This window comes from Stenotrophomonas sp., from assembly GCF_036662295.1.
Classification (GTDB): Bacteria; Pseudomonadota; Gammaproteobacteria; order Xanthomonadales; family Xanthomonadaceae; genus Stenotrophomonas.
Genome location: NZ_JAVWXA010000015.1, coordinates 30607 through 55986 on the forward strand (window position 1 = coordinate 30607; position 25380 = coordinate 55986).

A 25380-nucleotide genomic window follows, 5' to 3' on the forward strand; every position below is an offset into this window, starting at 1 on the left:
CGGCACTACGGTGCCTGGTCCTGACCGGTTGCCAACGCCCGCCTCCAGCGGGGTGGCACCTGCCCAAGGAAACCCGGATAATGCACAAAAGCCGGACGGGCCTCCCCGTTCGGCTTTTTCCGTGTCTGGGCCATCCATCGCCGGCCGCTCCCCGTTTGGAGCCGCCATTCCCGCGCTGGCCAGCCCCGCCCCGGTTTACCCGTCCGCGGCCCCGATGGCCGCAACACATTGAGGAGCCCGTCATGGGTCAGTCTGTCGTAGTGCTTGGTGCCCAGTGGGGCGATGAAGGCAAGGGCAAGATCGTCGATCTGCTTACCGAGGAGATCGGTGCGGTCGTCCGTTTCCAGGGCGGCCACAATGCCGGCCACACGCTGGTCATCAACGGCAAGAAGACCGTGCTGCACCTGATCCCGTCGGGCATCCTGCGTGACGATGCGCTGTGCCTGATCGGCAACGGCGTGGTGATCTCGCCGGCCGCGCTGCAGAAGGAAATCGCCGAGCTGGAAACCTCCGGCGTGGAAGTACGCTCGCGCCTGAAGATCTCCCCGGCCGCGCCGCTGATCATGCCGTACCACATCGCCCTGGACCAGGCGCGCGAACGCGCCGCCGGTGGCAAGGCGATCGGCACCACCGGCCGTGGCATCGGCCCGGCCTACGAAGACAAGGTGGCGCGCCGCGGCATCCGCATCGCCGACCTGCACTACCCCAAGCAGCTGGAAGAACTGCTGCGCACGGCGCTGGATTACCACAACTTCGTGCTGACCAATTACCTGAAAACCGACGCGGTCGATTTCCAGAAGACCTTCGACGAAGCGCTGGCCTTCGGCGAGTACGTGCAGCCGATGAAGTCCGACGTGGCCGGCATCCTGCACGACCTGCGCAAGCAGGGTAAGCGGGTGCTGTTCGAAGGCGCGCAGGGCGCGCTGCTGGACATCGACCACGGCACCTACCCCTACGTCACCAGCTCCAACACCACCGTCGGTGGCGCGTTGGCCGGTGCCGGCGTGGGCGCCGACGCGATCGATTACGTGCTGGGCATCGCCAAGGCCTACGCCACCCGCGTGGGCGGTGGCCCGTTCCCGACCGAGCTGGACGATGAAATCGGCCAGGGCATCCGCGATCGCGGTGCCGAATACGGCGCGTCCACCGGCCGCCCGCGTCGTTGCGGCTGGATGGACATCGTCGCGCTCAAGCGTGCGGTGGCCATCAACGGCATCAGCGGCCTGTGCATCACCAAGCTGGACGTGCTGGACGGCATGGAAAAGCTGAAGGTCTGCATCGCCTACGAATACAACGGCAAGCGCACCGAGTACGCGCCCCTGGACGCGCAGGGCTGGGAAGACTGCACCCCGGTGTACCTGGAGTTCCCGGGCTGGAGCGAGAACACCCACGGCATCACCAACTGGGAAGACCTGCCGCCGGCCGCGCGCGCCTACCTGCGCTCGCTGGAAGAGCTGGCCGGTTGCCCGATCAGCATCGTCTCCACCGGCCCGGACCGCGACCACACCATGGTGCTGCAGGATCCGTTCGCCTGAGTCACCCCCGGTAGTGCCGAGCCCAGCTCGGCATTGCCCCTGGCGCGGCGTCATGCCGCCTCGAGGAACCCCGCGAAAGCGGGGTTTTTTGATGGCGATGGCGGCGATTCATTGCAAATACCCAATATGGGTATTAACGTACCCAATATGGGTATTACATCTTCCATTGCGAGTCGTCGTCCACCGCCTTCCCCCGGGTTGGCCGATGCGCTGTTCACCCAGACCCAGCAACGGGTGCTCGGCGCACTGTTCGGCCAGCCACATCGTGCCTTCGGGGTGGCAGAGTTGATTGCGGTGATCGGCGCGGGATCCGGCGCGGTGCAACGTGAGCTGGCCAAACTGGCGGCCGCCGGTCTTGTCAGCGTCACCCCGCTGGGCAACCAGAAGCGCTACCAGGCCAACGCCGCCGCGCCGATCCACGATGAGCTGGTGGCGATCGTGCAGAAGACGGTCGGACTGGCTGGCCCGCTGGGCGAGGCGTTGTCGCCGGTGCAGGATCAGATCACGGTCGCGTTCGTGTACGGCTCCGTCGCCAAGGGCAGCGACACCGCGCATAGCGATATCGATCTGATGATCCTTTCCGACACATTGGGCTATGCCGAGGTGATGCAGGCGCTCGACGTCGTGCAGGTGCGCCTGGGGCGTCCTGTGAACCCCACGTTGTATTCAAAGGCTGAATTCACCACGCGGATTCACGATGAAAATTCCTTCTTGATGCGCGTGCTTGAGCAACCCAAGATCTGGATCATTGGAGGACACGATGATCTCAGCGCTGCACCCCCTGTCGGGACCGGGTAAGCCCCTCAGTGTTGAACCGCCGGACCTGCGCGAAACCGAAGGGCTGCAGCGATCCGGACTTGCCCGGCTGCGTGACGCACGCAATCCGTTGCTGTCGCTGGAGAGCCGTTTCGACCTGGCCTACAACGCGGCTCATGCGCTCTGCCTGAGCGCGCTGCGCCAATGCGGCTTCCGACCGGCGCAGCGTTACATCGTGTTCCAGGTGCTGCCACATACCCTGGGTCTGGGGCCGGAGGTGTGGCGGGTGCTGGACAAGTGCCATCACCAGCGCAACATCGCCGAGTACGAGGGCCACCTGGAGGTCGGGGAGCGATTGGTATTGGATCTGATCGCCGCCTGCGACCGTGTCCGCGTGAGTCTCGGCCTGGAGGGCTGACGCTGGCGTGCTGGCCTGGCACCCCGGCTTGCAACGTGAACCGTGACCCCATTTGTTAAGGAAACGTGGTCAAGAACCCGGTGGCGGGGGCCGATACCCCAGCACCCCCCACGTTTTTGGATGTCACCATGAATTTCTTGAGGAACGTCAGCGTTGTCTGGCGTCTTGGTATGGGCTTTGGCCTGTTGTTGCTGCTGGTCGCGGCCGTGGTCGCCACCGGCGCCACCGGCAGCGCGGTGCAGAAGCGGGCGATGCAGCAGGTGGTCGAGGTGGGCGTGGCCAAGGTGCGGCTGCTCTCGGAGATGCTGGACGCCAACAACCAGATGATGGTCGTGCGCCGTGAAATGCTCATCCGCCAGGGCGAGGGGCGCGAGGCCGACGAGGCGCGCATCGCCGACCTGGTCAAGCGCTACGAGGCCAGCTGGACCGCCTATCAGGCGCTGCCCACCGATGCGGCTGGCAAGCAGATCGGCGAGCAGATCGCCGCCAGGCGTGCCATCGCGCGGCCGTTGAACAAGCAGACCAGCGAGCTGATGGGGCAGGGCGACTTCCCCGGCGCCGTCACGCTGACCCTGGGCCCGGTGCAGGACGCGGCCAATGGCTGGAACAAGGCGCTCGCCGACGGCGTGGCCTATGAAGAGAAGGAAAGCCGCGAGGCGGCCGCCGAGGCGATCCGCCTGGGCGAGCGCACCCTGCTGCAGCTGCTGGTGCTCGGCGGCGTGGCGCTGCTGGTCGGCATTGCCGCTTCGATCCTGATCGGGCGCAGCCTGACCGGGCCGCTGGCGCGTGCGGTGGGCCTGGCCGATCGCATGGCCCGTGGCGAACTGGACCAGGACTTCCGCCTGGGCGGTCGCGACGAGCTGACCCTGCTGGGCCAGGCCATGGGCAGCGTGCGCCAGAACGTGCAGGCGGCGATCACCGCCCAGTTGCAGATGGCCCAGCAGCACGAGGCCGGCGCCATCAGCTACCGCATGGACGCCGCTGCCCTGCCGGGCGACTACGGGCGCATGCTGCGCGCCACCAACGAACTTGTCGGCTCGCACGTGGACGTGCAGTCGCACATGGTCGATGTGATGGCCGACTACGCCATCGGCGACCTGCGCCGCGACCTGGACAGCTACCCGGGCGAGAAGGCCCTGCTGACCCGCACCATGGGTACGGTCAAGACCAGCCTGACGGCGATCAACCAGCAGATCGAGACCCTGGCCAGCGCCGCGCGCGCCGGCGACTTCTCGCTGCGGGGCGATGAGGCGGCCTTCCAGTTCCAGTTCCGCGCGATGGTGGCCCACCTCAACGGGATGATGGCCAGCTCGCAGTCCAGCATCGCCGACCTGTCCACGGTGCTGCGTGCGATTTCCACCGGCGATCTCACCTCGCGCATGCAGGGCCAGTACCAGGGCGTGTTCGCGCAGATGCGCGACGATGCCACGGCCACCACCGCCCAGCTGACCGGCATCGTGCAGCAGATCCAGGGCGCGGCCGACAGCATCAACGACGCCGCGCAGGAACTGGCCGCCGGGCACAGCGACCTGTCGCGCCGCACCGAGCAGCAGGCGGCCAACCTGGAAGAGGCAGCCGCCTCGATGGAGGAACTGACCTCCACCGTGCGCCAGAACGCCGAGCTGGCCAGTCAGGCCGATCACGAGGCCCAGGCCTCCGGCGCGGCGGTGCGGGCCACCGAGCAGGCGATCGCGCAGATGGCGGCGGTGATGAACGAGATCGACCGTTCCTCGGCGCGCATTTCCGAGATTTCCTCGGTGATCGACGGCATCGCCTTCCAGACCAACATCCTGGCGCTCAACGCCGCGGTGGAAGCGGCCCGCGCCGGTGAGAACGGCCGTGGCTTTGCGGTGGTGGCCAGCGAGGTGCGCACGCTGGCGCAACGGGCCGGGACCGCGGCCAAGGAGATCAAGGACCTGATCGACGAATCCAGCGACAAGGTCAAGACCGGCCTGAGCGTGACGGTGGATTCCGAAGCGGCGATCACCCGCCTGACCCAGGCCAGTGCGCGCACCACGCAGTTGATGAGCGACATCGCCGCGGCCACCAAGGAACAGGCGGCCGGCATCGAGCAGGTCAACCAGGTGGTGGTGCAGATGGACCAGGTGACCCAGCAGAACGCGGCGCTGGTGGAAGAAGCCACCGCGGCCAGCCGCGCGCTGGAAGAACAGGCGCAGGCACTGACCGAGTCGGTGGCGGTGTTCACCGTGGACGGCCACGGCCACGGCCCGGCACGCGTGCCGGCACGTCGCGCCGCCTGAGGCAGCATCCACCCCCTGCGTGCAATGCGCAGGGGGCACGGAAGGTCACCCCCGTGGGTGGTGACCTTCTTCCCGCATCCGCGGGACGTAGTGCCGTTGCACTCCCGTCGGCAGAGCCCGTCGGTGGCCGGCAGATCTTTTGCGAAATAGAGGCCTCTTGGCCCGTCTGCCTGGCCAAGCCTTGTAGAGCCTCGCGAGTGCGTTGCTTTGTCGCTTGGGGCGGGTACGGGCGGGGGTGCGCACCGAAAGCCGGTAGTGCCGGCCGCTGGCCGGCTTCCCACAGCCCTCCTTGTTCTCAATCGCCACCGATCAACGGCCAGTGCAGCCGTTGATCTCCGGCCGACCACCGACCAACTGTCGGGGGTGGGGGTGTGCGGGTTCGCGGGACCGTCGTGGCCCATGGATGGTGTGTGAGAGCGTCCATGGATGGATGCACCGCGTGACCCGCGCCATCAACCGGCCCCTGACGCTCGCGTCCACGTCATCGAAGACGCCCGCCTCGGCGTGACACAAAAAAACGCGTCGAATCCAAACGAAATCGACGCGTTTCTCAATCCAACAGCATGACCACCCAAAAAAAGGGGCCGGCCTGAGAATCAGACCGGCCCCGTGTCACCGCGATCGCGCCGCCTTAGTGGCCGGGCGCGGCGCGGGGCGTGCCCTGCGGGCAGCGACGCGGGTTGCAGCGCGTGCTGTCCGTCGTTGCCGGCGCCGCCAGCGTGCTCGCACTGCCGCCCTCGCTGGCAGTGCCGCCGGCACCGTAGCTCACCCGCAGGCCCACGCTGCTGCCGCGGCTCGAACCGCGTGTCTGCTCGTGGCCGAACAGCAGCGACAGCAACCAGCCGCGTTGCAGGCTCACGTCCATGCCCGCAGCGAAGGACAGCGCGTTGTCGTTGTAGCTCTGCAGGCCCAGGCGGTAGTCCTGGGCACGCGGGCCCACCACGTAGTTGAGGTAGGCATCGCCCTTGTCTTCCAGCGCCTGGCGATACTCCACGCTCCAGAACGGACGCACGCGGCTGTTGGCATCGGCCGGCTGGTAGGCGCCTTCAAGGCCCAGTGCCACGGCGCTGTTGCGCACCACCTGGCGGCGGTAGGCCAGGTCGTACAGGTCCAGGCCGTGCTCGCGATACGCCTCAAGCGAGGTCCGGCTGGCCTCCACCCGGCCGTAGCTGGTCAGCGACATCCCCGCCGCGCGATGTTCATAGCCGAACGCCAGCGAGCCGAACCACTGGTCGCCGTCGCGGCTGCCGCGGGCGTAGGCATCCATCTCGTTGCTCCAGCGGCGCGTATCGAAGTCCAGCGTGCCGGTGGCGATCACCGCATCCATGAACAGATGCTCGCCGCTGCGCCACAGGCCGTAGGCCGCCAGCGAGCGCTGGTTGGCCTGCACCCGCGAGGTGTCGTCATCGGTGCTGCTGTCGTTGCGGCCCAGGCTGCCGGCCACGCCGAGCAGCAGGTGCTCGCCCACGGCGTGGTCCACGCCGATGCTCAGCCCGTCGCTGTGGAAATCGTAGCTGCTGCGACGATCACCGCTGCCGAACGTGGCCGAACCCGCGCCCCACACGCCCCAGCCGGTGGGCAGGGCCGGCACCGTGTCCGGGTCCAGCCGCGACAGGGGCACCGACAGGCTCGGCCGGTCCTGGCCGCCCACGAAGTTGAGCGCCAGCTGGTTGCTGGAGGCATTGCCGCCGCCCCGCACCTGGCGCAGGCGGTCGCGGATGTTGGACTGCTGCGCGCTGGCAAAGCGCACGCTGGCATCCACCTGGGCCTGCACGCCGGCGACCACGCCCGGGTCACGGGTCGGGTCGGGGCGCTGGCTCACGGTCAGCCGCAGCTGCGCCGTGCCGGCGGCGTAGCCACCGGCGGCCGCCTGGGTGACGGTGATGATCGTGCTGCCTTCGCCCACCAGGGTGACGGTGCGGCCCTGCACGCTGGCCACGCCCGGTGCACTGCTGGCAAAGCTGAAGGCACCGCGGCTGGGGCTCTGCGGATCGGCCAGGTCGAACGCGGCCTCGCCGTAGACCTTGTGCAGCGCCTGCGGCCACTGCAGCACCGGGATCGCGGCGCTGATGTCCACCTCCAGCAGCACCTGCGCGGCGGCCTGGTACTGCGCGTTGCCGGCCTGGTTGGCGGCCAGGCTGCAGCGCCCGGACGACAGCATGCTGACGCTGCTGCCCTCCACGCGGCAGATCGCCGGCGTGGTGGTGGTGAACACCACCGGATTGCCGGAGGCACCGCCGCTGGCGGCCACGCTGAAGCGGCCGTCCGGGCTGTATACCGGCGCGCTCGGGGTGGCCACGAACGCGGTGATCTGCTGCGTGGCTTCGATCACCACCAGCGTGTACGACTGCTGGGCGGTGAAGCCGTTGGCGTCGGTCACGGTCACGCTGAAGGTGTAGCTGCCGGCGGCGGTGGGCGTGCCGGTCAGCTGGCCATCGGTGGCCAACGTCAATCCGGCGGGCAGGGCGCCGCCACTCACCACGAAGCTGTAGGGCGCCTCACCACCGGACACCTGCAGGCGCTGGGCGTAGCCGGTGGCGGTGTACGGGTCGGGCAGGGTGGCCAGGGTGAAGCCGATCTGCGGGGCGGTCACCACCAGCGTGTAGGCACGGGTGGCCGAGAACGGGCCGGTGCCGGTGCTGCTGTCGGTGGTCTGCACGCTGAAGGCAAAACTGCCGGTCGTGGTCGGCGTGCCGCTGATCTCGCCGTTCGGCGCGAGGCTCAGGCCCGGGGGCAGGGTGCCGAGCAGCTGGTAGCTGTAAGGCGCGGTGCCGCCGCTGCTGGCCAGCGCCTGCTGGTAGGCCGTGCCGGCCACGCCGCCGGGGACGCTGGCCGGGGCCAGGGCGACGGTCGGCGCGCCGACGGTGAGGCTCACCAGGGCCGGGGCCGAGGTGGTGTTGCCGTCGGTGGCGCGGTAGGTAAACGTGTCCGGACCGGCATAGCCGGCGTTGGGCGTGTAGGTCGCCGTCAGCCCGCTGATCGCCAGCACGCCGTGGGTCGGCAGTGCGGTGACGCTGATGCTGGTCGGGATGCCGCTGATGTCCAGCGCCACGGCGGTGGCTTCCCCGTAGGGCACGGCCTGGCTGGACGGATTGGCGCCGATCGCGTCGGCCGCCAGCGCGGCGTTGGAGGCCGCCGACGGCCCGCCGGTGCCGGCACTGTTGGTGGCGGTCACGGTGAAGGTGTAGCTCTGGCCCACGGTCAGCCCGGACACGCGGATCGGGCTGGCGCTGCCACTGGCGGCCACGGCGCCGGGGCTGGAGGTGACGGTGTAGCCGGTGATCGTCGCACCGCCGCTGAAGGCCGGCGCAGCGAAGCTGACCTCGATCTCACCCGTGCCCGAGGGCGTGGCCGTGCCGATGGTCGGCGCACCGGGTGCCACCGCGTTGACGGCGAAGGCGCGCGTCACGGTGGCGGCGGGCAGGTAGCTGCCGTCGCCCGGCTGGTCGGCGTTGATCGAGCAGGTGCCTGCCGTGACGAAGGCAAGCAGGCCGCCGCTGGAGATCGTGCACACCGCCGGCGTGGTGGAGGAGAACACGGGGGTGAGCCCGGAGTCGGACGTGGCCGAGAGCGTCGGGGTGGTGCCAAAGTTCTGCGAGCCCGGCGCGCCGAAGGTGATCGTCTGCGGTGCGGCCGGCGTGATCGCATTGGATGCGCCCGACGACGCCCCTTCACCGGCGCTGTTGGTGGCGGTGACGCTGAACGTGTAGCTGACGCCGTTGGTCAGGCCGGTCACGATCAACGGCGAGCCGCTGCCGGTGGCGGTGATGCCACCTGGCAGGGCGGTGACGGTGTAGCCGGTGATGGAGGCGCCGCCGTTGCTGGCCGGGGCGGTGAAGCTCACCGACGCACTGGTGTTGCCGGGCGTGGCCGTGCCGATCGTCGGCGCACCCGGGCTTACCGGATTGACCGTAAAGGAGGCGATGACGGTGGACGCGGGGGCGAAGGCGCCGTTGCCGGCCTGGTCGGCCGCGATGGTGCAGGTGCCGGCGCTGATGAAGCCGAGCGTGCCGCCGCCGTCGACGGTGCACACCCCGGTGGTGGAAGAGGAGAGCACCACCGGCAGCCCCGAGCTGCTGCTGGCGGTGAGCGTGGGCGTCGTGCCGAACAGCTGGCTGCCGGGGTTGGGGAAGGTGATGGACTGCGTGGCCCGTGGTGTGGCTGCCGACGACGCGGCCGACGCCGCCCCTTCGCCGATGGCGTTGGTGGCGGTCACGGTGAACGTGTAGGCGGTGCCGTTGGTCAGGCCGGTCACCACCAGCGGCGAGGCGGTGCCCGTGGCGGTGAAGTTGCCGGGGGAGGAGGTGGCGGTGTAGCCGGTGATCGGCGAACCGCCATCGCTGCCCGGTGCGGTGAACGCTACCGACACCTGGCCCACGCCGGGCGTGGCCGCCCCGATGGTGGGCGCGCCGGGTGCCACCGGGATGGCCACGGTATGCACCGCGCCGGCGGTATAGGCGGGGAGGTTGCCATTGCCGGCCAGGTCGGTGATGCCCGATCCGCTGGCCAGGTCCAGGCGCAGGCCCCCGTTGCCGGAGATGCCGTTGACCACGATCGAGTACACCGCGCCGGCGCCGCTGACCGAAGCAAGCGTGCCGGCGGCCGAGCCGTTGACCGTGGTCAGCGCGAAGCTGCTGGCGGTGACGTTGGTGACGCTTTCGCTGAAGGTCGCCACGTAGGTCACGCTGCTGGCGGTGGCGGCCGGCGAGCCGCTCACGGTGATGCTGCTCACCGACGGCGCAAGGTCATCGATGACGTTCAGGACGAAGGCGCGATCGTACGTCGCGCCACCTTCGTCGGTGGTGCGCACCCGGACACTGCGGGCGCCCGCCGCCAGCGCGGACGGGTTGGTGGCGCGCAGGGTGGTGCCGACGATGGTGAAGCCGGCGTTGTCGGTGTCGCCGGGGCCGGCCACCAGCGCATAGGTGAACGTGCTGCCGATATCCGGATCGGTGCTGCCCAGCGAGCCGACCGCCTGGTTGGGCGCACCGCTCTGGGCAACGGTATTGGAGGACAGGGTGATATCGGTGGGCGGGCTGTTGGGAACCTCGACCACCAGGTCGTTGATCGCGTGCCAGGAGCGCAGATCGGGGTTGACCGTTCCGCCGGCGACCATCTGGATGCGGACTTCATCCACCATATCGAAGGATGACGGCAGGGATACCGTGCGTGGCGTGTAGTCGGGCCAGGCGAAAACGTGGGTGGCACCGGAGACGCTGATGCCGCCGCGGAAGCCGTCGACCCGAACCTGGGTGCCGTAGTTCTCGCCCCAGTTCATGTACAGGAAGGACTTCAGCGAGAACGGCCGGCCCGACGGCGATTTGATCACCATCGCCAGGTGCTCGGTCTGGGCGTCGGTCAATGCGCCGGGGAAGCTTGGCAGGCCTGTCGCGAAGAAGCTGTTGTCCTGGAAGGACAGGGTGCCGGCCGGCCCGCCGGGGACCGCATCGGCATTGAGCACCTGCAGGGTCAGCCCCGGCAGCGCCTGCGATCCGCCTTCACCGGCCTGGGCGATGCCCGAGCCCCAGGAGCCCGTGGTGAACCTGACCTGGGCGGCCTGCGCCGACCAGGCGGTCAGGACGAGCAACAGCGACAGCACCGCCCGCAACAGCGGCCGGACGAGATGTGGTGCGGACATGCGATCCCCCTTGAATCAATCCACCAATGACACCGGCCGCACGGCGCGCGCGTGCGCAGCGTGGAGGCCGGTTTCCTTTTTCGTTCGTTACGTCGTGACATCGACCGTCGCTGGCGCCGTAGCGCCGCCTGCGGTCCTTCCCCATCGTGCGTCGACACACCGCCCCGTCCCGCTGCGCCACCCCCGGTGGCGCCATGGGCGCAACGCATCCAGTCGTATAGCGGCCGCGCGCGGCAATACTTCAGTGGCGATTGCCGCGCCGCGCACCTACCGGGTGAGATGCAATCGGCGTGCCACGCCTGCCGCCCCGGCCCGTGCCGGGATGCCGGCGCGGGCTATCGCGGTACCGCGAATTCGGCGATGCTCTGCCCAGCTTCGAGGGGGACAGGCATGGAAAGCAGGGAACAGGGCGACATCCACGGCGACATACCGGCCATCGCGCATCTGCAGCCCGGGCCGGTCACGCCCGTGGCCGGCAGCAGCGCCACCGACTGGTCGGTGCTGCCGCTGGTGCAGGGCAGCGAAGACTCGGTGGTGATGGTGCTGTGGCGGCTGCTGCGCGACGAGCCGGCCCTGATCGTCAGCGCCGGCTACGTGTTCCTGTCGCTGCTGGGACTGTGGTCCAGCTATTTCTTCTACCTGCGCTTCCAGCTCTCGATCCTGGAGTACCTGCAGATCAGCGACTTCCTGGTGGCCGGGCTGCGCGAGCCGGCCTATGCGCTGATCCTGGCCGGCGGCATCGTGCTGGCGATCGTGGCCGGCTGGCCGGACACCATGCGCCGGCGCAACCCGGCCAAGGTGGAGGCCCTGCGCGCACGGCATTGGGGCTGGCGGTTGCTGTTCACCCGCTCGCGGCTTTTCAGCTGGGACATCTCCGGCTTGCGCCCGCTCACCGGGCTGAGCATCGCCGTGGTCTGTTTCATGGCGCTGGGCGCGGCGATCCATGCCTCGAACAAGGCCGAGCAGATCCGCGACCAGGGCCAGGGCGCCCGGGTGGTGGTGCAGTTGGCCGGCGACAGCGCGCCATTGCCCGGCGACGCGCGGCTGCTTGGCAGCAGCAGCGCGTTCGTGTTCCTGTGGTGGCCGCAGCAGCGCCGCGCCGAGGCCGTGCCGGTGTCGGCGATCAAGCGGATGCAGTCGGACGTGCTGCCGGTGAAGGCGGGTGGACGCCCGAACGCCGCACCGGTGGCGGGCGGCCGATGACGGGGTTGGGCGGCCCGCGCCCGGCGCGGCTGTGGGCTTGGCTGGAGCGCGTCGGCACGCTGCTGGTGGTGCTGGTACCGGCCGGCTACCTGCTGGGGCGCACGTGTGAACAAGCGTACTGGACCGGGTTGGGGCTGGACAGTCAGTTGTTCGACCGCACATTCGAGTCGTTGTTGTATGGCGGTGTGCAGGTGCTGATCTATTCGGTGTTGGTGGTGTTCGGGCGCTTGCCCGCTCATGGCTTCACGGTGGTGCAGGGCGCGTTGGCGGGAATGTTCCTGAGCGCACTGCTGTTCGGCGCGGCGGTGCTGGTGATCCGCCTGCGCCGCCAGCGTTGGATACGGCGCGGCCGCGCGCGCGCGCGGGTGCTGCACCGCGATGTGGTGGCGCAGGCGCGGGCCCGGGGCGTGGTGAGCGCGACCGAGGTGGCGCGTGCGTTCCAGTTGCTGGCCTGGCCGGAGCGGATGTTGACTCGTGTCATGGCGCTGATGCTGGGCGTCATCGTGCTGCTCTCCGCCCCGGTATGGGGTACGTGGGCCGGTGCGGCGATGGCCGGGAGCACGGCGCAGCAATACCGGTCGTGGCATGCCCCTGACCATCAGCAACGCCGCTTCACGCTGGTTCGTCTGAAAGAGGCAGCTCGCCCGGGCAGCCAGGGCATGCTGCTGGAATGCGGCAGTCGCTGGTGCGTCTACTACGACGGCCTGGATTTCGTGGCCGTGGCACCGGACCGGATCGAGCGGCTGCAGGGTTGCCAGCGCATCGAGGCGCTGGCCGGCGGCGGGCTGGGCTGCAACAACAAGGCGCTGCCCGGCCCGCGCTGACCGCTTATTCCGCGGTCTTTTTCGCGGCCGTCCTGCGGCCGCTACCGCTTTGTTTGCCGCCGCCGTCCTGCTTGTTCACCGTGGCCCAGGCGATCCGCTCGGCGGCCGCCTCACTGCGGCCCTCGGCCTTCTCGCTCGCCACGATGTGTTTGGCCTGGCGCTTCTGTTTGTCGGTGTAGCTGGATTTGTCACCGCGGGGCATGGTGGTCTCCTCAAGGCAATAAGCGCGGCTCAGGCCAGGGTGCGCAGTTTGGGTTCGCGCGCCCACTGCCGGGTGGCGGCGGCGGCCAGGAACGCCTTGGCATCCTCGGCTTCCACCACGCCAGGGTCCTTGCCGACGCGGCCGGCCTTGAGCAGCGCCTGCGCGCCCTCGTCGGCGGCGATCGCCTTCAGGTGCGCCCAGGCATCGGCGACGAAATCCACCGCCGCCGACTCCTTCACCAGGCGCTTGGCCGCCTCGGCACTGAGCACCACGGCCACCGCGTCGAACACCACCGATGGCGTGCCCGCCAGCTGGCCGTCGGCCGCCAGCCGCTTGCCATCGCTGAGGGTGCCGCCGCCGATCTTCGGCGCCACCAGCTTGACCGTCGCGCCCGCCTTTTCGGCGGCCTTGCGCAGGTGCTGGATCACGCCCGCATCCGAGCCGTCGTCGAACAGCACGCCGATGCAGCGGCCGCTGAGCTGCGCCTTGCCGCGCCCGATCACGCGCACTTCCGGGGCGATGGGCAGGTCCTGCGCCGGCGTCGCGGTGGCCGCTGCCTCGGGCAGGGCGGCCATGCCCAGCCCGGCCGCCACACGCTTGGCCAGGCCGCCATCGATGTTGCGCAGGTGGCCCACCGTGCGCTCGCGCACCTTGGCCGTCTCCACCTTGGACAGCTCGAACACCAGCGCCGACGCCAGGTGCGCCTGCTCCGGTGCCTCCAGGCTGCGGAAGAACATCCGCGCCTGGCTGTAGTGATCGGCAAAACTGGCCGCGCGCGTGCGCCCCTTGCGGCCGTCGTCGGGCGCGCTGGCGTGGCTGGCGAAGCCGTCGCCGGTTTCGCGCGGGCTGTCGTCCTGCAGCGAGCTGGGGTCGTAGGCGACCCGGCCCTTGGGGATGCCCATCTGCATGTGGCCGTCGCGCTGGTGGTTGGCAAACGGGCACTTGGGCGCGTTCACCGGAATCTGGTGGAAGTTGGGGCCGCCCAGCCGGCTCAACTGCGTATCCAGGTAGGAGAACAGCCGGCCCTGCAGCAGCGGATCGTTGCTGAAGTCGATGCCCGGCGGCACGTTGGCCGGGCAGTAGGCCACCTGCTCGGTTTCGGCGAAGAAGTTGTCCGGCCAGCGGTCCAGCACCATCCGCCCGATCACCGTCAGCGGCACCAGCGACTCGGGGATGATCTTGGTCGGGTCCAGGTGATCGAACGGGAACGCCTCGGCCTCTTCCTCGCTGAACAACTGCACCGCCAGCTCCCACTCGGGGAAGTCGCCGGCGCTGATCGCCTCGAACAGGTCGCGGCGATGGAAGTCGTTGTCGGCACCCTGCAGTTTCACCGCCTCGTCCCACACCGTGGACTGGATGCCCAGCTTGGGGCGCCAGTGGAATTTGACGAAGGTCGATTGCCCGGCCTCATCCAGCAGCCGGAAGCTGTGGATGCCGAAGCCCTCGATCATGCGCAGCGACCGCGGGATGGCGCGGTCGCTCATCGCCCACATCACCATGTGCATCGATTCGGGCATCAGCGAGATGAAGTCCCAGAACGTGTCGTGCGCGCTGGCCGCCTGCGGGAAGGCGCGGTCCGGTTCCATCTTCACCGCGTGGATCAGGTCGGGGAACTTGATCGCGTCCTGGATGAAGAACACCGGAATGTTGTTGCCGACCAGGTCCCAGTTGCCTTCGCGGGTGTAGAACTTCACCGCGAAGCCGCGCACGTCGCGCGGGGTATCCACCGAGCCGGCGCCGCCGGCCACGGTGGAGAAGCGGGTGAACACCGGGGTGCGCACGCCGACCTCGGTCAGTACGCGCGCGCGGGTGAACTCATGCAGCGAGCGCGTCAGTTCGAAGTAGCCGTGCGCGGCACTGCCGCGGGCATGCACGATGCGCTCGGGGATGCGCTCGTGATCGAAGTGGGTGATCTTCTCGCGCAGGATGAAGTCTTCCAGCAACGTCGGCCCGCGCGGGGTATCGCGCAGCGAGTTCTGGTTGTCGGCCACCGGGATGCCCTGGTTGGTGGTCAACGGCGGATGCCCGGCCCCGGCGCGCTGGTGCAGTTCGTCGCCCTCGCCACGGGTGTCGGCAGGCGGGGTGGGGCGGGTGCGGGGCTTGCTGGCGGCCATGGGCGGCTCCGGGCTGGCGGGAAGGGAAGGCCCACACTGGCGGCAGCGGCGTTAATGGCCGGTGCGAAAACCCGGCGCCGCATCCACCCGCGCTTCACGCCGCCGGCCGCCCAGCCGTTGGGTGCCGCCGGCCGGGCGGGTATCCTTGCCCGGTGTCCTTCCGCCTACCGCCGCCGCATGCGCGTTGAACCTGCCGACATCGAAGCCCTGTTTGATGCCATCCCCGACGTGCTGTTCTTCATGAAGGACTGCGACGGGCGCTACACGCACATCAACCAGACCATGCTGCGCCGGCTGGGGCTGAAGTCGCGCAAGGACGTGATCGGCCGGACCGCGGCCGAGATCTATCCCACCGGCCTGGGCGCCGACTACGCCACCCAGGACGAGCAGGTGCTGGCCGGCAAGGTCATCGAAAACCTGATGGAGCTGCACCTGTTCGCCAACCGCGAGCCGGGCTGGTGCCTGACCTGCAAGCGCCCGCTGCTGGTGGACGGGCAGGTGCGGGGCCTGATCGGGATCTCGCGCGACCTGGGCCAGAAGGACAGCCTGGGCACGCAGTACGAGCAGCTGCGCCTGGCGCTGGCGCATCTGAACGCGCATTACGCCGAGAACGTGCGCATGCAGACCCTGCTGGACATCACCGGGTTCTCGTTGTCCAAGCTGGAGCGCACCTTCCGCAAGGTGTTCCAGATGACCCCGCAGCAGGTGCTGACCCGGCTGCGCATCCAGATGGCGGTGCACCTGCTGCATGGCGGGGACAGCATCGCCAGCATCGGCCAAGCCTGCGGTTTCACCGACCAGAGCGCGTTCACCCGCAAGTTCAAGGCCGAGGTGGGCGTGTCCCCGCGCGGCTACCGGGCGCAGATCGGCGAGCGCGCCGAGGCCTGAGCCGGCCCGTGCCGCCTGGCCTATGCCATGGGCCGGCCGAAAAGGTATCGTGTCGCACCTGTTGCCCGCCAAGCGATTCCGATGCCCGCATCCTCGACTCCGACGCCAGCCGCTCCCCGCCTGGGCCACGCGCTCAAGCCCCGCCAGCTGATCATGATGGGCCTCGGCAGTGCGATCGGGGCGGGCCTGTTCCTGGGCTCGGGCGTGGGCGTGCAGGCCGCCGGGCCGGCGGTGCTGCTGTCCTACCTGCTGGCCGGCGCGCTGGTGATCATCGTGATGAATGCGCTGGGCGAAATGGCGGCGGCCAAGCCGAGCAGCGGCGCGTTCTCGGTGTATGCCGCCGACGCCATGGGCGCCACCGCCGGTGCCACGGTGGGCTGGCTGTGGTGGGTGCAGCTGGTGATCGTGATCGCCGCCGAGGCGGTGGGCGCAGCCGGGTTGCTGGCCACCGTATGGCCGGTGGTGCCGGTGCCGATGGCGGCGCTGGCCTTCATGCTGTTCTTCACCGCGATCAACCTGCTGGGGGTGAAGAACTTCGGCGAGTTCGAATTCTGGTTCGCCATCCTCAAGGTGGTGGCGATCATCGCCTTCATCCTGATCGGCGGCGCCCTGCTGATGGGCTGGCTGCCGGACGTGGCCTCGCCGGGGCTGTCCAACTTCACCGCGCATGGCGGCTTCGCGCCCAAGGGCCTGGCGGGGGTGGGCGCGGCGTTGCTGGTGGTGGTGTTCGCCTTCGGTGGCACCGAGATCGTGGCGGTGGCCGCGGCCGAAACCGAAGACCCCGAGCGCAGCATCGCCCGCGCCATCCGCACCGTGGCCTGGCGCATCCTGGTGTTCTACATCGGCTCGCTCAGCGTGATCATCGCGGTGGTGCCCTGGACCAGTGCCTCGCTCAAGTCGCCCTTTGCCGCGGTGCTGCAGGTGGCCAACATCCCCGGTGCGGCCACGGCGATCACCCTGATCGCGGTGATCGCGCTGCTGTCGGCGCTCAATGCCAACCTCTACGGCGCTTCGCGCATGATGTACTCGCTGGCCCAGCGCCAGGAGGCACCCGCCGTGCTGGGGTGGACCGACCCGCGCCAGGTGCCGATCATCGCCGTGCTGGCCAGCGTGCTGTTCGGCTTCGCCGCCACGGTGATGGAGCTGCTGTTCCCGGACAAGGTGCTGCCGGTGCTGCTCAACATCGTCGGTTCCACCTGCCTGCTGGTGTGGACGATCTCGCTGTTGTCCCAGCTCATCCTGCGCCACCGCGCCAACCGCGACGGCACCCGCCTGCCGTTCCGCATGGCCGCTTATCCGTACCTGACCGTGATCGGCCTGGCCGTGCTGGCGCTGATCTTCGGCCTGTTGCTGTCCGAATCGCAGACCCGCGGGCAGTTCCTGTCGATGGCCGCGTTGACCGCATTGATCGCGGCGACCAGCGAAATCGCGCGGCGGGTACGCCGGAACCGCACGGCGTACTGATGCGGGTCCGGGAGACGACGTGTTGAAACGACACGGCCCGCGTTCGCGGGCCGTAGGCGTCTTGGGCACAGGCATCGGTAGGGTCGGTCGCCAGACGACTGCCGATGGCCGTGATCGGCGCTTTGACGCATCGCCCTCTTCGGAGCCACGCCTTCGATACGGGTCATGCGTTACCGCGCCGGGGGAGAGGGTCGGCGGTCGTCTGGCGACCGACCCTACCGGCAGAGGCTGCGCTCATCGCCCTGATCGTCCGCCATCCGCGATCTCCCGGAGGGACTGGAGTACAGACGTGTACTCTTCCGATCGGCCAGACGACTGCCGATAACCGTGATCAGCGCATTGACGCATCGCCCTCGTCGGAGCCACGCCTTCGATACGGGTCACGCGTTACCGTGCCGGCGGAGGGGGTCGGCAGTCGTCTGGCGACCGACCCTACCTGCGGATACCGCAGATCCAGATGGAAAAACGGCCCGCTTGCGCGGGCCGTTTTCGTTTTACACGGGCAGGGAGATCAGACCTCCACGCCCTCGTCTTCCTTGTACGCATCGACCGGGATGCAGGCGCACATCACGTTCTTGTCGCCGTAGACGTTGTCCACGCGCGCCACCGGCGGCCAGTACTTCTGCTGGCGCAGGCTGGCCAGCGGGAAGGCCGCCAGCTCGCGCGGGTAGGCGTGGGCCCACTCGCTGGCCGACACCGCCGTGGCCGTGTGCGGGGCATGCTTGAGCGGGTTGTCCTCGCGGTCCAGGCGGCCGTCCTCGATCGCGCCGATTTCCTCGCGGATCTGGATCATCGCGTTGATGAAGCGATCCAGCTCATGCAGCGATTCGCTTTCGGTCGGCTCCACCATCAGCGTGCCGGCGACCGGGAAGCTCAGGGTCGGGGCATGGAAACCGAAATCGATCAGGCGCTTGGCCACGTCCTCGGCGGCGATGCCGGAGGTCTTCTCCAGCGGGCGCACGTCCAGGATGCACTCGTGCGCCACCAGCCCGTTGCGGCCGGTGTACAGCGTCTTGAAGTGCGGGGCCAGGCGGGTGGCGATGTAGTTGGCGTTGAGCAGCGCCACCTGGGTCGCCTTGCGCAGCCCTTCGGTGCCCATCAGGGTGATGTACATCCAGCTGATCGGCAGGATCGACGCGCTGCCGAAGCTGGCCGCGCTGACCATGCCCACCGGGCCGTTGTCGCCCAGCTTGCCCGGCAGGAACGGTGCCAGGTGCGCCTTGACCGCACACGGGCCCACGCCCGGGCCGCCGCCGCCGTGCGGGATGCAGAAGGTCTTGTGCAGGTTCAGGTGCGACACGTCCGAGCCCCACTTGCCGGGCTTGGCCACGCCCACCAGGGCGTTCATGTTGGCCCCGTCGGTGTACACCTGGCCGCCGTGGGTGTGGATGATCTCGCAGATCTCCACCACTTCCTCCTCGAACACGCCATGCGTGGAGGGGTAGGTCATCATGATCGCGGCCAGGCGGTCGCTGTACTTCTCGGCGTTGAAGCGGATGTCTTCGACATCGACGTTGCCGTTGGCGTCGGTCTTGGTCACCACCACCTTCATGCCGCACATCTGCGCCGAGGCCGGGTTGGTGCCGTGTGCCGAGTCCGGGATCAGGCAGACATCGCGATGGTCATCGCCGCGCGAGCGGTGGTAGGCGCGGATCGCCAGCAGGCCGGCGTACTCGCCCTGCGCGCCGGAATTGGGCTGCAGGCTCACCGCGTCGTAGCCGGTGCACTCCACCAGCATCGCTTCCAGGCTGTCGATCAGTTCCTTGTAACCGGTGGCCTGGTCGGCCGGGGCCAGCGGATGGATGTTGGCGAACTCCGGCCAGGTCACCGGAATCATCTCGGCGGTGGCATTGAGCTTCATCGTGCAGCTGCCCAGCGGGATCATGGTGCGATCCATCGCCAGGTCCTTGTCGGCCAGCGAACGCAGGTAGCGCAGCAGTTCGTGCTCGCTGTGGTGGGTGTTGAACACCGGGTGGGTCAGGAACGGGCTGGTGCGCACCAGGCCGGCCGGCAGCGCGTCGGCGGTGGCGGCGTCCAGCGCATCCACGTCCACGCTGGCGCCGAACAGCGCGCCCAGGGCCACGATGTCGTCGCGGGTGGCGGTTTCATCCAGGCTGATGCCGACCGCTTCGCTGTCGATCGCGCGCAGGTTGATCCGCGCCGCCGCCGCCTTGGCATGGATCGCCTTGGCGTCGATGTCCTTCACGTGCAGGGTGTCGAAGAAGTGCTCGCCCACGTTGACGCCGGCAGCGCGCAGCGCACTGGCCAGGATCGCGGCCAGGCGGTGGGTGCGGCGGGCGATCCGGGTCAGGCCCTCCGGGCCGTGGTACACCGCATACATCGAGGCCATCACCGCCAGCAGCACCTGCGCGGTGCAGATGTTGGAGGTGGCCTTCTCGCGGCGGATGTGCTGCTCGCGGGTCTGCAGGGTGAGACGGTAGGCGGCATTGCCCTGCGCGTCCACCGACACGCCGATCAGGCGGCCCGGCATCGAGCGCTTGTAGGCATCGCGGCAGGCCATGAAGGCCGCATGCGGGCCACCGAAGCCGAACGGCACGCCGAAACGCTGCGAGTTGCCCACCACGATGTCCGCGCCCCATTCGCCGGGCGCGGCGATCAGGGTCAGCGCCAGCAGGTCGGTGGCCACGGCCACCAGCCCGCCGCGGGCGTGCACCGCATCGGCCAGCGCCTTGTAGTCGCCGATATGGCCGAAGGTGTCCGGGTACTGCAGCAGCACGCCGTAGGCTTCGGCTTCCATGGCCTCGGCCGGGGTGCCCACGCGCAGCACGATGCCCATCGGCTCGGCGCGCGTGCGCAGCAGCTCCAGCGTCTGCGGGTGCACCGCGTCGTGCACGAAGAAGGTGTCCGACTTGCTCTTGGCCGAGCGCTTGGCCAGCGTCATCGCTTCGGCCGCGGCGGTGGCTTCGTCCAGCAGCGAGGCGTTGGCGATCTCCATGCCGGTGAGGTCGGCGCACAGGGTCTGGAAGTTGATCAGCGCTTCCATGCGGCCCTGCGAAATCTCCGCCTGGTAGGGCGTGTAGGCGGTGTACCAGGCCGGGTTTTCCAGCACGTTGCGCAGGATCACGTTCGGGGTGAGCGTGCCGTAGTAGCCCTGGCCGATGAAGCTGCGGAACACCTGGTTCTTGTCGGCGATCGCGCGGATCTTGGCCAGCGCCTGCACTTCGGTCATCGACTCGGGCAGCGCCAGCGCGGCCGGCGACTTGATCCCGGCCGGCACGATCGCATCGGTCAGCGCATCCAGCGAGGCGTGGCCGACCACCTCGAGCATCTGCGCGATTTCGGCGTCGTTGGGGCCGATGTGGCGCTCGACAAAGGCGTGGCTGTGTTCAAGCGCGCGCAGGGACGGGGCACGCGGGGCGGAGGTATTCGGGGACATGGCTGGCATCTCGGAGAGTGGGCACGCACGTTCGGAAGCCAGCAGGACCGGCGTGCGGCGCAGGCGCGCACGAACCACCGGACCTTGCGGTCTTCCTGGGTGCCCCTCTGTCCTTTTGCCTGAGAGTTTAAAAACGCGCGTGTGCGTGCTTCGTGCCCCTTCGGCGCCGGCTCGGGCCGGTCTCTCCAGAGTTTTGGTGCGGGTGGTATCGGGCCTGAGCGATTACGGGCGTTGCGCCTTCGGCAGCGGGGGCGTCAAAACAACGCTCCGCTTCTCCCACCATGTAGCCCGGCGATTATAGCCCAGCGCCTGGAGCCGCAGCGTCCCTACGCCACCTGAATACGGGGCGGTATGGGCGGCCTGGCCGCGCCGTTGGCGATGGTGCGAGGGGGCACAAAGGCCTATGATCGTCGGATCCTCGTATTCATCTGGCGTCGCCCGTTCCGGGCCGGCGCCCGCCGTGCATTCGCGCATGGCCCAGACGGAAGACCGCATGACGCCCGCCTCGCCCTCGACCCGCCGCCTGGCCTTGCTGCTCGCAGGCCTGGCGATGTTCGGTCCGTTCTCGATCGACACCATTTTCCCGGCCTTCCTGCTGCTGGGCGATCGCATGCAGGTGGACCAGGTGGCGGTGCAGCAGACCATCAGCGTGTACCTGCTGTTCTACGGGCTGATGAGCCTGGCCCACGGCCCGCTGTCGGATGCGTTCGGGCGGCGCAGGGTGATCCTCGGCGGGCTGGTGCTGTTCATCGGTGCCTCCATCGGCTGCGCGCTGTCGCGCGACATGACCACGCTGCTGGTGTTCCGCGCGCTGCAGGGCGTCACCGCCGGCGTGGGGGTGATCGTCGGCCGCGCGGTGATCCGCGATCTTTACCACGGCGCCGACGCGCAGCGCCTGATGAGCCAGGTCTCGATGATCTTCGGCGTGGCCCCGGCCATCGCCCCGATCATCGGCGGCTGGATCCTGCTGGGCGGTGGCGACTGGCCGCTGATCTTCTGGTTCCTGGTGCTGTTTGGCGTGGTGCTGCTGCTGGCCACCGGCAAGTGGTTGCCTGAAACCCACCCGGTCGCCGCGCGCACGCCGCTGTCGATGCGCGAACTGCTGCGCAGCTACCTGCGCATGGGCTCCAACCCGCGCCTGCTGCGCCTGGCCGCGGCCGGTGCCTTCAACTTCTCCGGCATCTTCCTGTACATCGCCTCGGCGCCGGTATTCGTGATGCAGCACCTCAAGCTGGGCGAGGGCGGGTTTGCCTGGTTGTTCATCCCCACCATCGGTGGCATGACCATGGGCTCGTTCCTGTCCGGGCGCATGGCCGGCCGGCTCACCGCGCAGCGCCAGATCGCGATCGGTTTCAGCCTGTGCGCGGTGTCGGCCCTGCTCAACCTGGGCTACGTGCTGGCGGTGCCGCAGATCATGCTGCCGTGGGCGGTGCTGCCGATCTTCCTCGGCGGCGTGGGCATGGCGCTGATCTTCCCGATCCTGGCCCTGGCGGTGCTGGACATGTATCCGCACCAGCGCGGCCTGGCCTCCTCGATGCAGATGTTCATCCAGCTGATGATCAACACCGTGGTGGCCGGCGTGGTATCGCCGCTGCTCAGCAGCAGGCCGCTGCACCTGGCGCTGGGCTATGCGGGTTTCTTCGCCATCGGGGCCAGCTTCTGGTACTGGGAACGCCACGCCGAACAGCGACGCGCGCGGCTGACGCCGATCGAGTAACCGCGCCGCATCGTGGCGATCGGCATGCCTCGCGACCATCACCTTCATGGGCTACTGGCGGCAGGGGCGGGTGATCGACTGACCCCCAGCGGCCGCCTGCACCGGCCCGGCGTGGTCGGTGCGGTATCCTTGGTGCTTTGCAGCAGTCCGGAATGCCCTGATGTCGACCACCTCCAAACTGCGCCGCGACATCCGCCGGCGCCGTGAAACCCAGGCCGCCAACCGCGAGCAGGCCGCTGCCTCGCCGGTGGAGCCGCATGCGGAGCTGCGCGACCAGCAGCGCACGTTGCTGGCCGGCGTGGTCCGCCGCGATGGCGAGTGGGTGCTGGGCATGGACGGTCGCATCGCCGGCCAGACCGAGAGCGCGGCGCGGGTGCTGTGCCTGCTGATGCAGGCCGCCGAACTGCACGAACGCCAGGGCACCCCGGTGCGGCTGGTGTACTCGGACGCGTTGAAGGACGCCGCGCACGCCGAGGCCAAGGCCGAGGGCAAGGATTTTGACCAGTACAAGGCCGACTTCGCCGCCAGCCTGAAGCCGGCCACCGATGCCTGAGACCGGTAGCGCCCCGCCCGGCGTGGCGGTCGGTTGAGCGGTGGCCATGCGCCCTGGCCGGGATCGTCTCAAACGCGCATGAAAAAACCGGCCTGTCGGCCGGTTTTTTTTCATCCCATGCGGGCGCCGACCCGCGGCCGGCCCCGCGCTGCGGTCAGCGTGCCGCCGGCGCGGTGGCCGCCGGCACCTTCCAGCCGCACATCTGGCCCTGGTTCTGCTGCTTGAGCCACTCGTTGACCGGCGCGAAGTACTCGATCATCGGGCCGGCATCGAGCTTGTCGCCGCCGGTGATCTCGCGCAGCGTGGCCTGCCACGGCTGGCTGGCGCCCTTGCTCAGCATCGCCCAGAACTTCTGCCCGGCTTCCTTGTTGCCGTAGAAGCTGCACTGGTGCAGCGGGCCCTTGTAGCCGGAGGCATCGCACAGGCCCTTGTAGAACTGGAACTGCAGGATGCGCGCCAGGAAGTAGCGGGTGTACGGGGTGTTGCCCGGCACGTGGTACTTGGCGCCCGGATCGAAGAATTCCTCACCGCGCGCGCCCACCGGGGCCACGCCCTGGTACTTGGCCTTCAGGTCCCACCAGGCCTGGTTGTAGTGGTCCGGGGTGATCGAGCCATCGAACACGCCCCAGCGCCAGCGGTCGATCATCAGGCCGAACGGCAGGAACGACACGCCGCTCAGGGCCATGCGCATCTGCGCGTTGATGGTGGCCTCGCGGCTTTCCTGCGGCTTGTCGACCAGGCCGATGGAGTTGAGGTACTGCGGGGTCATGGCCAGCACGATGGTGTCGCCGATCGCTTCATGGAAGCCATCGTTGGCACCGCCCTGGAACAGCGGCGGCAGCGGGTTGTAGGCCAGGTCGTAATAGATGTGGCCCAGCTCGTGGTAGATGGTGGTGAAGTTTTCTTCGGTGGGCTTGATGCACATCTTGGTGCGCACGTCGCCTTCCATGTTCATGTCCCAGGCGCTGGCATGGCAGACCACGTCGCGGTCCAGCGGCTTGATGAACTGGGTCTTGTCCCAGTACGACTTGGGCAGCGCCGGCATGCCCAGGGAGACGTAGAAGTCCTGCGCGCGTTCGGTCATCTGCTTGGCGGTGCGCAGCTCGGCCTCGCGCTGTGCCTTGAACTGTGCCTCGGCGCTGGCGCCGTTGCCGCCGGCCTTGGCCATCGCGCCGCTCAGGTTGCCCTGGTACTGCTTTTCCAGTGCGGCGGTGATGTCCAGGCTGCCGGCGCCGGGGTACGGCTCAAGCTGGTCCCACAGGTTGGACCAGTCCTGCTGCCACATGTTGCCCAGCAGGTGCGCGGCGATCAGGCCGCCTTCGGTCTCGGCCTTGTCCTTGCCGTAGGTGGTGTCGAGCTTGGTGCGCGCATAGCAGTGCAGCTGCTCGTACATCGGCTTGACCTGTTCCCACAGGCGGTCGGTTTCCGGGCCGATCTGTTCCGGCGGCATGTCATAGCCGCTGCGCCACATCTGGCCGGCGTCGGCGAAGCCCATTTCCTTGGCGCCTTCGTTTACCAGGCCGACAAAGCGCTGGTAGTCGGCGCGCATGGGTTTGGTGGTGGCGTGCCAGCCCTGCCAGGCATCCAGCTGGGCATCGTAGTCGCGGCTGCGGGCCAGGACCGATTCCAGGTCGCCGAGCTGGCGGCAGGTGGCAGGATTGGCGTCGTCGGTACAGTACTTGCCGGCACCGTAGGCGCCTTCCATGCGGCTGGCGATGCGGGTCAGCTCGGAGAGCTTGGCCGGGTCGCGCGGGGCGGGCATGGCGGTCATGAGCTTGAGCAGGTGGATCTGGCGCTTGGTGTCTTCGCTCATGGGCTTGCCGTCATAGGTGCCGGCCTGGGCGATCCAGCCATTGAGGACGGTGAGCCAGCGTTCGTTGGCCTTGGCGGCGACGCGCTCGGAGTCTTCGTTGATGTAGGTGGAGGACAACCACTGCGCCGAGGTCATTTCCGGGTACATGGCCTTGTACTCGGCGTTGACGCGGGCGATGAACTGGTCGGCGCTCTCGCCGGGGGCGGCGGCGTCGGCTTTCGGTGCATCGGCCGGGGTGGGGTTCTTCTGGCAGGCGGCGAGCGTCAGTGCGGCAGCACCGACGGCCAGGGCCAGCAGGAGCGGGCGGTGGTTCACGGGGACATCCTTGGGTGGTGACAGACCGGCGAAGGCTAGTGGGGCGGGGGTCGCACCGCAAGGGGCAGGGCAGCAAGGTGGGGTTTTTTCGGCTGGCGCCGGGGCTTTTTAAGGGCAAGTGCAAAGTGCAACGGCAACGGCAACGGCAAGTGCAACGGCGGGGATTCACTGCCGCGGGGAGCGGGCGGGTGCGGGTGGGTTGGCGGGACACGCCGCAAGTACGTCCCTGTAGGCTCGTCATACGCCATCCATGGCGTATGACCGGTCCCGCCAACCCACCCG

Annotated in this window: 14 protein-coding genes, 1 pseudogene and 1 riboswitch; of the genes and pseudogenes, 10 read left to right on the forward strand and 5 right to left on the reverse strand. The window is 68.8% G+C overall.

The features are described 5' to 3' along the window. Nucleotides 1-242 precede the first annotated feature (242 nt). From RSA25_RS04850 to RSA25_RS04865, 4 genes are all read left to right on the forward strand, one after another. Nucleotides 243-1535: an adenylosuccinate synthase gene (locus tag RSA25_RS04850; RefSeq protein ID WP_332807776.1), complete on the forward strand. Its 1293-nt coding sequence runs from the start codon at nt 243-245 to the stop codon at nt 1533-1535. A gap of 198 nt (nt 1536-1733) precedes the next feature. After that, entirely contained in the window at nt 1734-2333 is a 600-nt protein-coding gene (locus RSA25_RS04855; RefSeq protein WP_332807777.1) for a nucleotidyltransferase domain-containing protein, read from the forward strand. Then, nucleotides 2296-2709, forward strand: coding sequence for a hypothetical protein (locus RSA25_RS04860; RefSeq protein WP_332807778.1), 414 nt, complete (start codon nt 2296-2298; stop codon nt 2707-2709). Before RSA25_RS04855 ends, RSA25_RS04860 begins: the two co-directional genes overlap by 38 nt. Nucleotides 2710-2837: 128 nt before the next feature. Continuing rightward, the gene (locus RSA25_RS04865; protein ID WP_332807779.1) at nt 2838-4970 is read left to right on the forward strand and encodes a methyl-accepting chemotaxis protein; all 2133 of its coding nucleotides are present in this window, start codon (nt 2838-2840) and stop codon (nt 4968-4970) included. A gap of 631 nt (nt 4971-5601) precedes the next feature. On the opposite strand, the gene RSA25_RS04870 is transcribed toward RSA25_RS04865, so the two are convergent. Next, nucleotides 5602-10608 carry an autotransporter domain-containing protein gene (locus RSA25_RS04870; RefSeq protein ID WP_332807780.1) on the reverse strand — a complete coding sequence of 1669 codons (5007 nt, stop codon included), beginning with the start codon at nt 10606-10608 and terminating at the stop codon, nt 5602-5604. Nucleotides 10609-10998: 390 nt separating this feature from the next. Here RSA25_RS04870 and RSA25_RS04875 point away from each other — a divergent pair, with 390 nt between their 5' ends. Together RSA25_RS04875 and RSA25_RS04880 are read left to right on the forward strand one after the other, a co-directional pair. After that, complete coding sequence (locus tag RSA25_RS04875) at nt 10999-11811, forward strand: hypothetical protein (RefSeq protein WP_332807781.1); 813 nt, start codon at nt 10999-11001, stop codon at nt 11809-11811. 5 nt (nt 11812-11816) lie between these two features. Further along, nucleotides 11817-12635 carry a hypothetical protein gene (locus RSA25_RS04880; protein ID WP_332807782.1) on the forward strand — a complete coding sequence of 273 codons (819 nt, stop codon included), beginning with the start codon at nt 11817-11819 and terminating at the stop codon, nt 12633-12635. A gap of 7 nt (nt 12636-12642) precedes the next feature. On the opposite strand, the pseudogene RSA25_RS04885 reads toward RSA25_RS04880, so the two are convergent. Together RSA25_RS04885 and RSA25_RS04890 are read right to left on the reverse strand one after the other, a co-directional pair. Beyond that, a pseudogene (locus RSA25_RS04885) lies at nt 12643-12837 on the reverse strand (HupB); the annotation flags it as partial. 29 nt (nt 12838-12866) lie between these two features. Beyond that, complete coding sequence (locus RSA25_RS04890) at nt 12867-14951, reverse strand: catalase (RefSeq protein WP_332807783.1); 2085 nt, start codon at nt 14949-14951, stop codon at nt 12867-12869. A 177-nt stretch (nt 14952-15128) separates the two neighbouring features. Between RSA25_RS04890 and RSA25_RS04895 the strand changes: the two genes are divergently transcribed. Both RSA25_RS04895 and RSA25_RS04900 read left to right on the forward strand, forming a co-directional pair. Then, entirely contained in the window at nt 15129-15839 is a 711-nt protein-coding gene (locus RSA25_RS04895; protein ID WP_332807784.1) for an AraC family transcriptional regulator, read from the forward strand. A gap of 81 nt (nt 15840-15920) precedes the next feature. Further along, nucleotides 15921-17303 (forward strand): amino acid permease, encoded by a 1383-nt coding sequence (locus RSA25_RS04900; RefSeq protein WP_332807785.1) that lies wholly within the window; start codon nt 15921-15923, stop codon nt 17301-17303. A gap of 511 nt (nt 17304-17814) precedes the next feature. Here RSA25_RS04900 and gcvP read toward each other — a convergent pair. Then, nucleotides 17815-20709: an aminomethyl-transferring glycine dehydrogenase gene (gene gcvP, locus RSA25_RS04905; protein WP_332807786.1), complete on the reverse strand. Its 2895-nt coding sequence runs from the start codon at nt 20707-20709 to the stop codon at nt 17815-17817. 88 nt (nt 20710-20797) lie between these two features. Further along, a riboswitch (glycine riboswitch) is annotated at nt 20798-20899 on the reverse strand. Between the two features lie 294 nt (nt 20900-21193). Here gcvP and RSA25_RS04910 point away from each other — a divergent pair. Next, nucleotides 21194-22417 (forward strand): multidrug effflux MFS transporter, encoded by a 1224-nt coding sequence (locus tag RSA25_RS04910; RefSeq protein WP_332807789.1) that lies wholly within the window; start codon nt 21194-21196, stop codon nt 22415-22417. Nucleotides 22418-22577: 160 nt separating this feature from the next. Beyond that, nucleotides 22578-22970 (forward strand): hypothetical protein, encoded by a 393-nt coding sequence (locus RSA25_RS04915; RefSeq protein ID WP_332807787.1) that lies wholly within the window; start codon nt 22578-22580, stop codon nt 22968-22970. Nucleotides 22971-23124: 154 nt separating this feature from the next. On the opposite strand, the gene RSA25_RS04920 is transcribed toward RSA25_RS04915, so the two are convergent. Further along, entirely contained in the window at nt 23125-25098 is a 1974-nt protein-coding gene (locus RSA25_RS04920; protein WP_332807788.1) for a M2 family metallopeptidase, read from the reverse strand. Nucleotides 25099-25380: the final 282 nt, after the last annotated feature.

What these genes read in the sequence shown, in the direction of transcription:
- RSA25_RS04850 (WP_332807776.1), top strand. Translation starts at nt 243, where the DNA reads ATGGGTCAGTCTGTCGTAGTGCTTGGTGCCCAGTGGGGCGATGAAGGC.
- RSA25_RS04860 (WP_332807778.1), top strand. Translation starts at nt 2,296, where the DNA reads ATGATCTCAGCGCTGCACCCCCTGTCGGGACCGGGTAAGCCCCTCAGT.
- RSA25_RS04865 (WP_332807779.1), top strand. Translation starts at nt 2,838, where the DNA reads ATGAATTTCTTGAGGAACGTCAGCGTTGTCTGGCGTCTTGGTATGGGC.
- RSA25_RS04870 (WP_332807780.1), bottom strand. Translation starts at nt 10,608, where the DNA reads ATGTCCGCACCACATCTCGTCCGGCCGCTGTTGCGGGCGGTGCTGTCG.
- RSA25_RS04875 (WP_332807781.1), top strand. Translation starts at nt 10,999, where the DNA reads ATGGAAAGCAGGGAACAGGGCGACATCCACGGCGACATACCGGCCATC.
- RSA25_RS04890 (WP_332807783.1), bottom strand. Translation starts at nt 14,951, where the DNA reads ATGGCCGCCAGCAAGCCCCGCACCCGCCCCACCCCGCCTGCCGACACC.
- RSA25_RS04895 (WP_332807784.1), top strand. Translation starts at nt 15,129, where the DNA reads ATGCGCGTTGAACCTGCCGACATCGAAGCCCTGTTTGATGCCATCCCC.
- RSA25_RS04900 (WP_332807785.1), top strand. Translation starts at nt 15,921, where the DNA reads ATGCCCGCATCCTCGACTCCGACGCCAGCCGCTCCCCGCCTGGGCCAC.
- gcvP (WP_332807786.1), bottom strand. Translation starts at nt 20,709, where the DNA reads ATGCCAGCCATGTCCCCGAATACCTCCGCCCCGCGTGCCCCGTCCCTG.
- RSA25_RS04910 (WP_332807789.1), top strand. Translation starts at nt 21,194, where the DNA reads ATGACGCCCGCCTCGCCCTCGACCCGCCGCCTGGCCTTGCTGCTCGCA.
- RSA25_RS04915 (WP_332807787.1), top strand. Translation starts at nt 22,578, where the DNA reads ATGTCGACCACCTCCAAACTGCGCCGCGACATCCGCCGGCGCCGTGAA.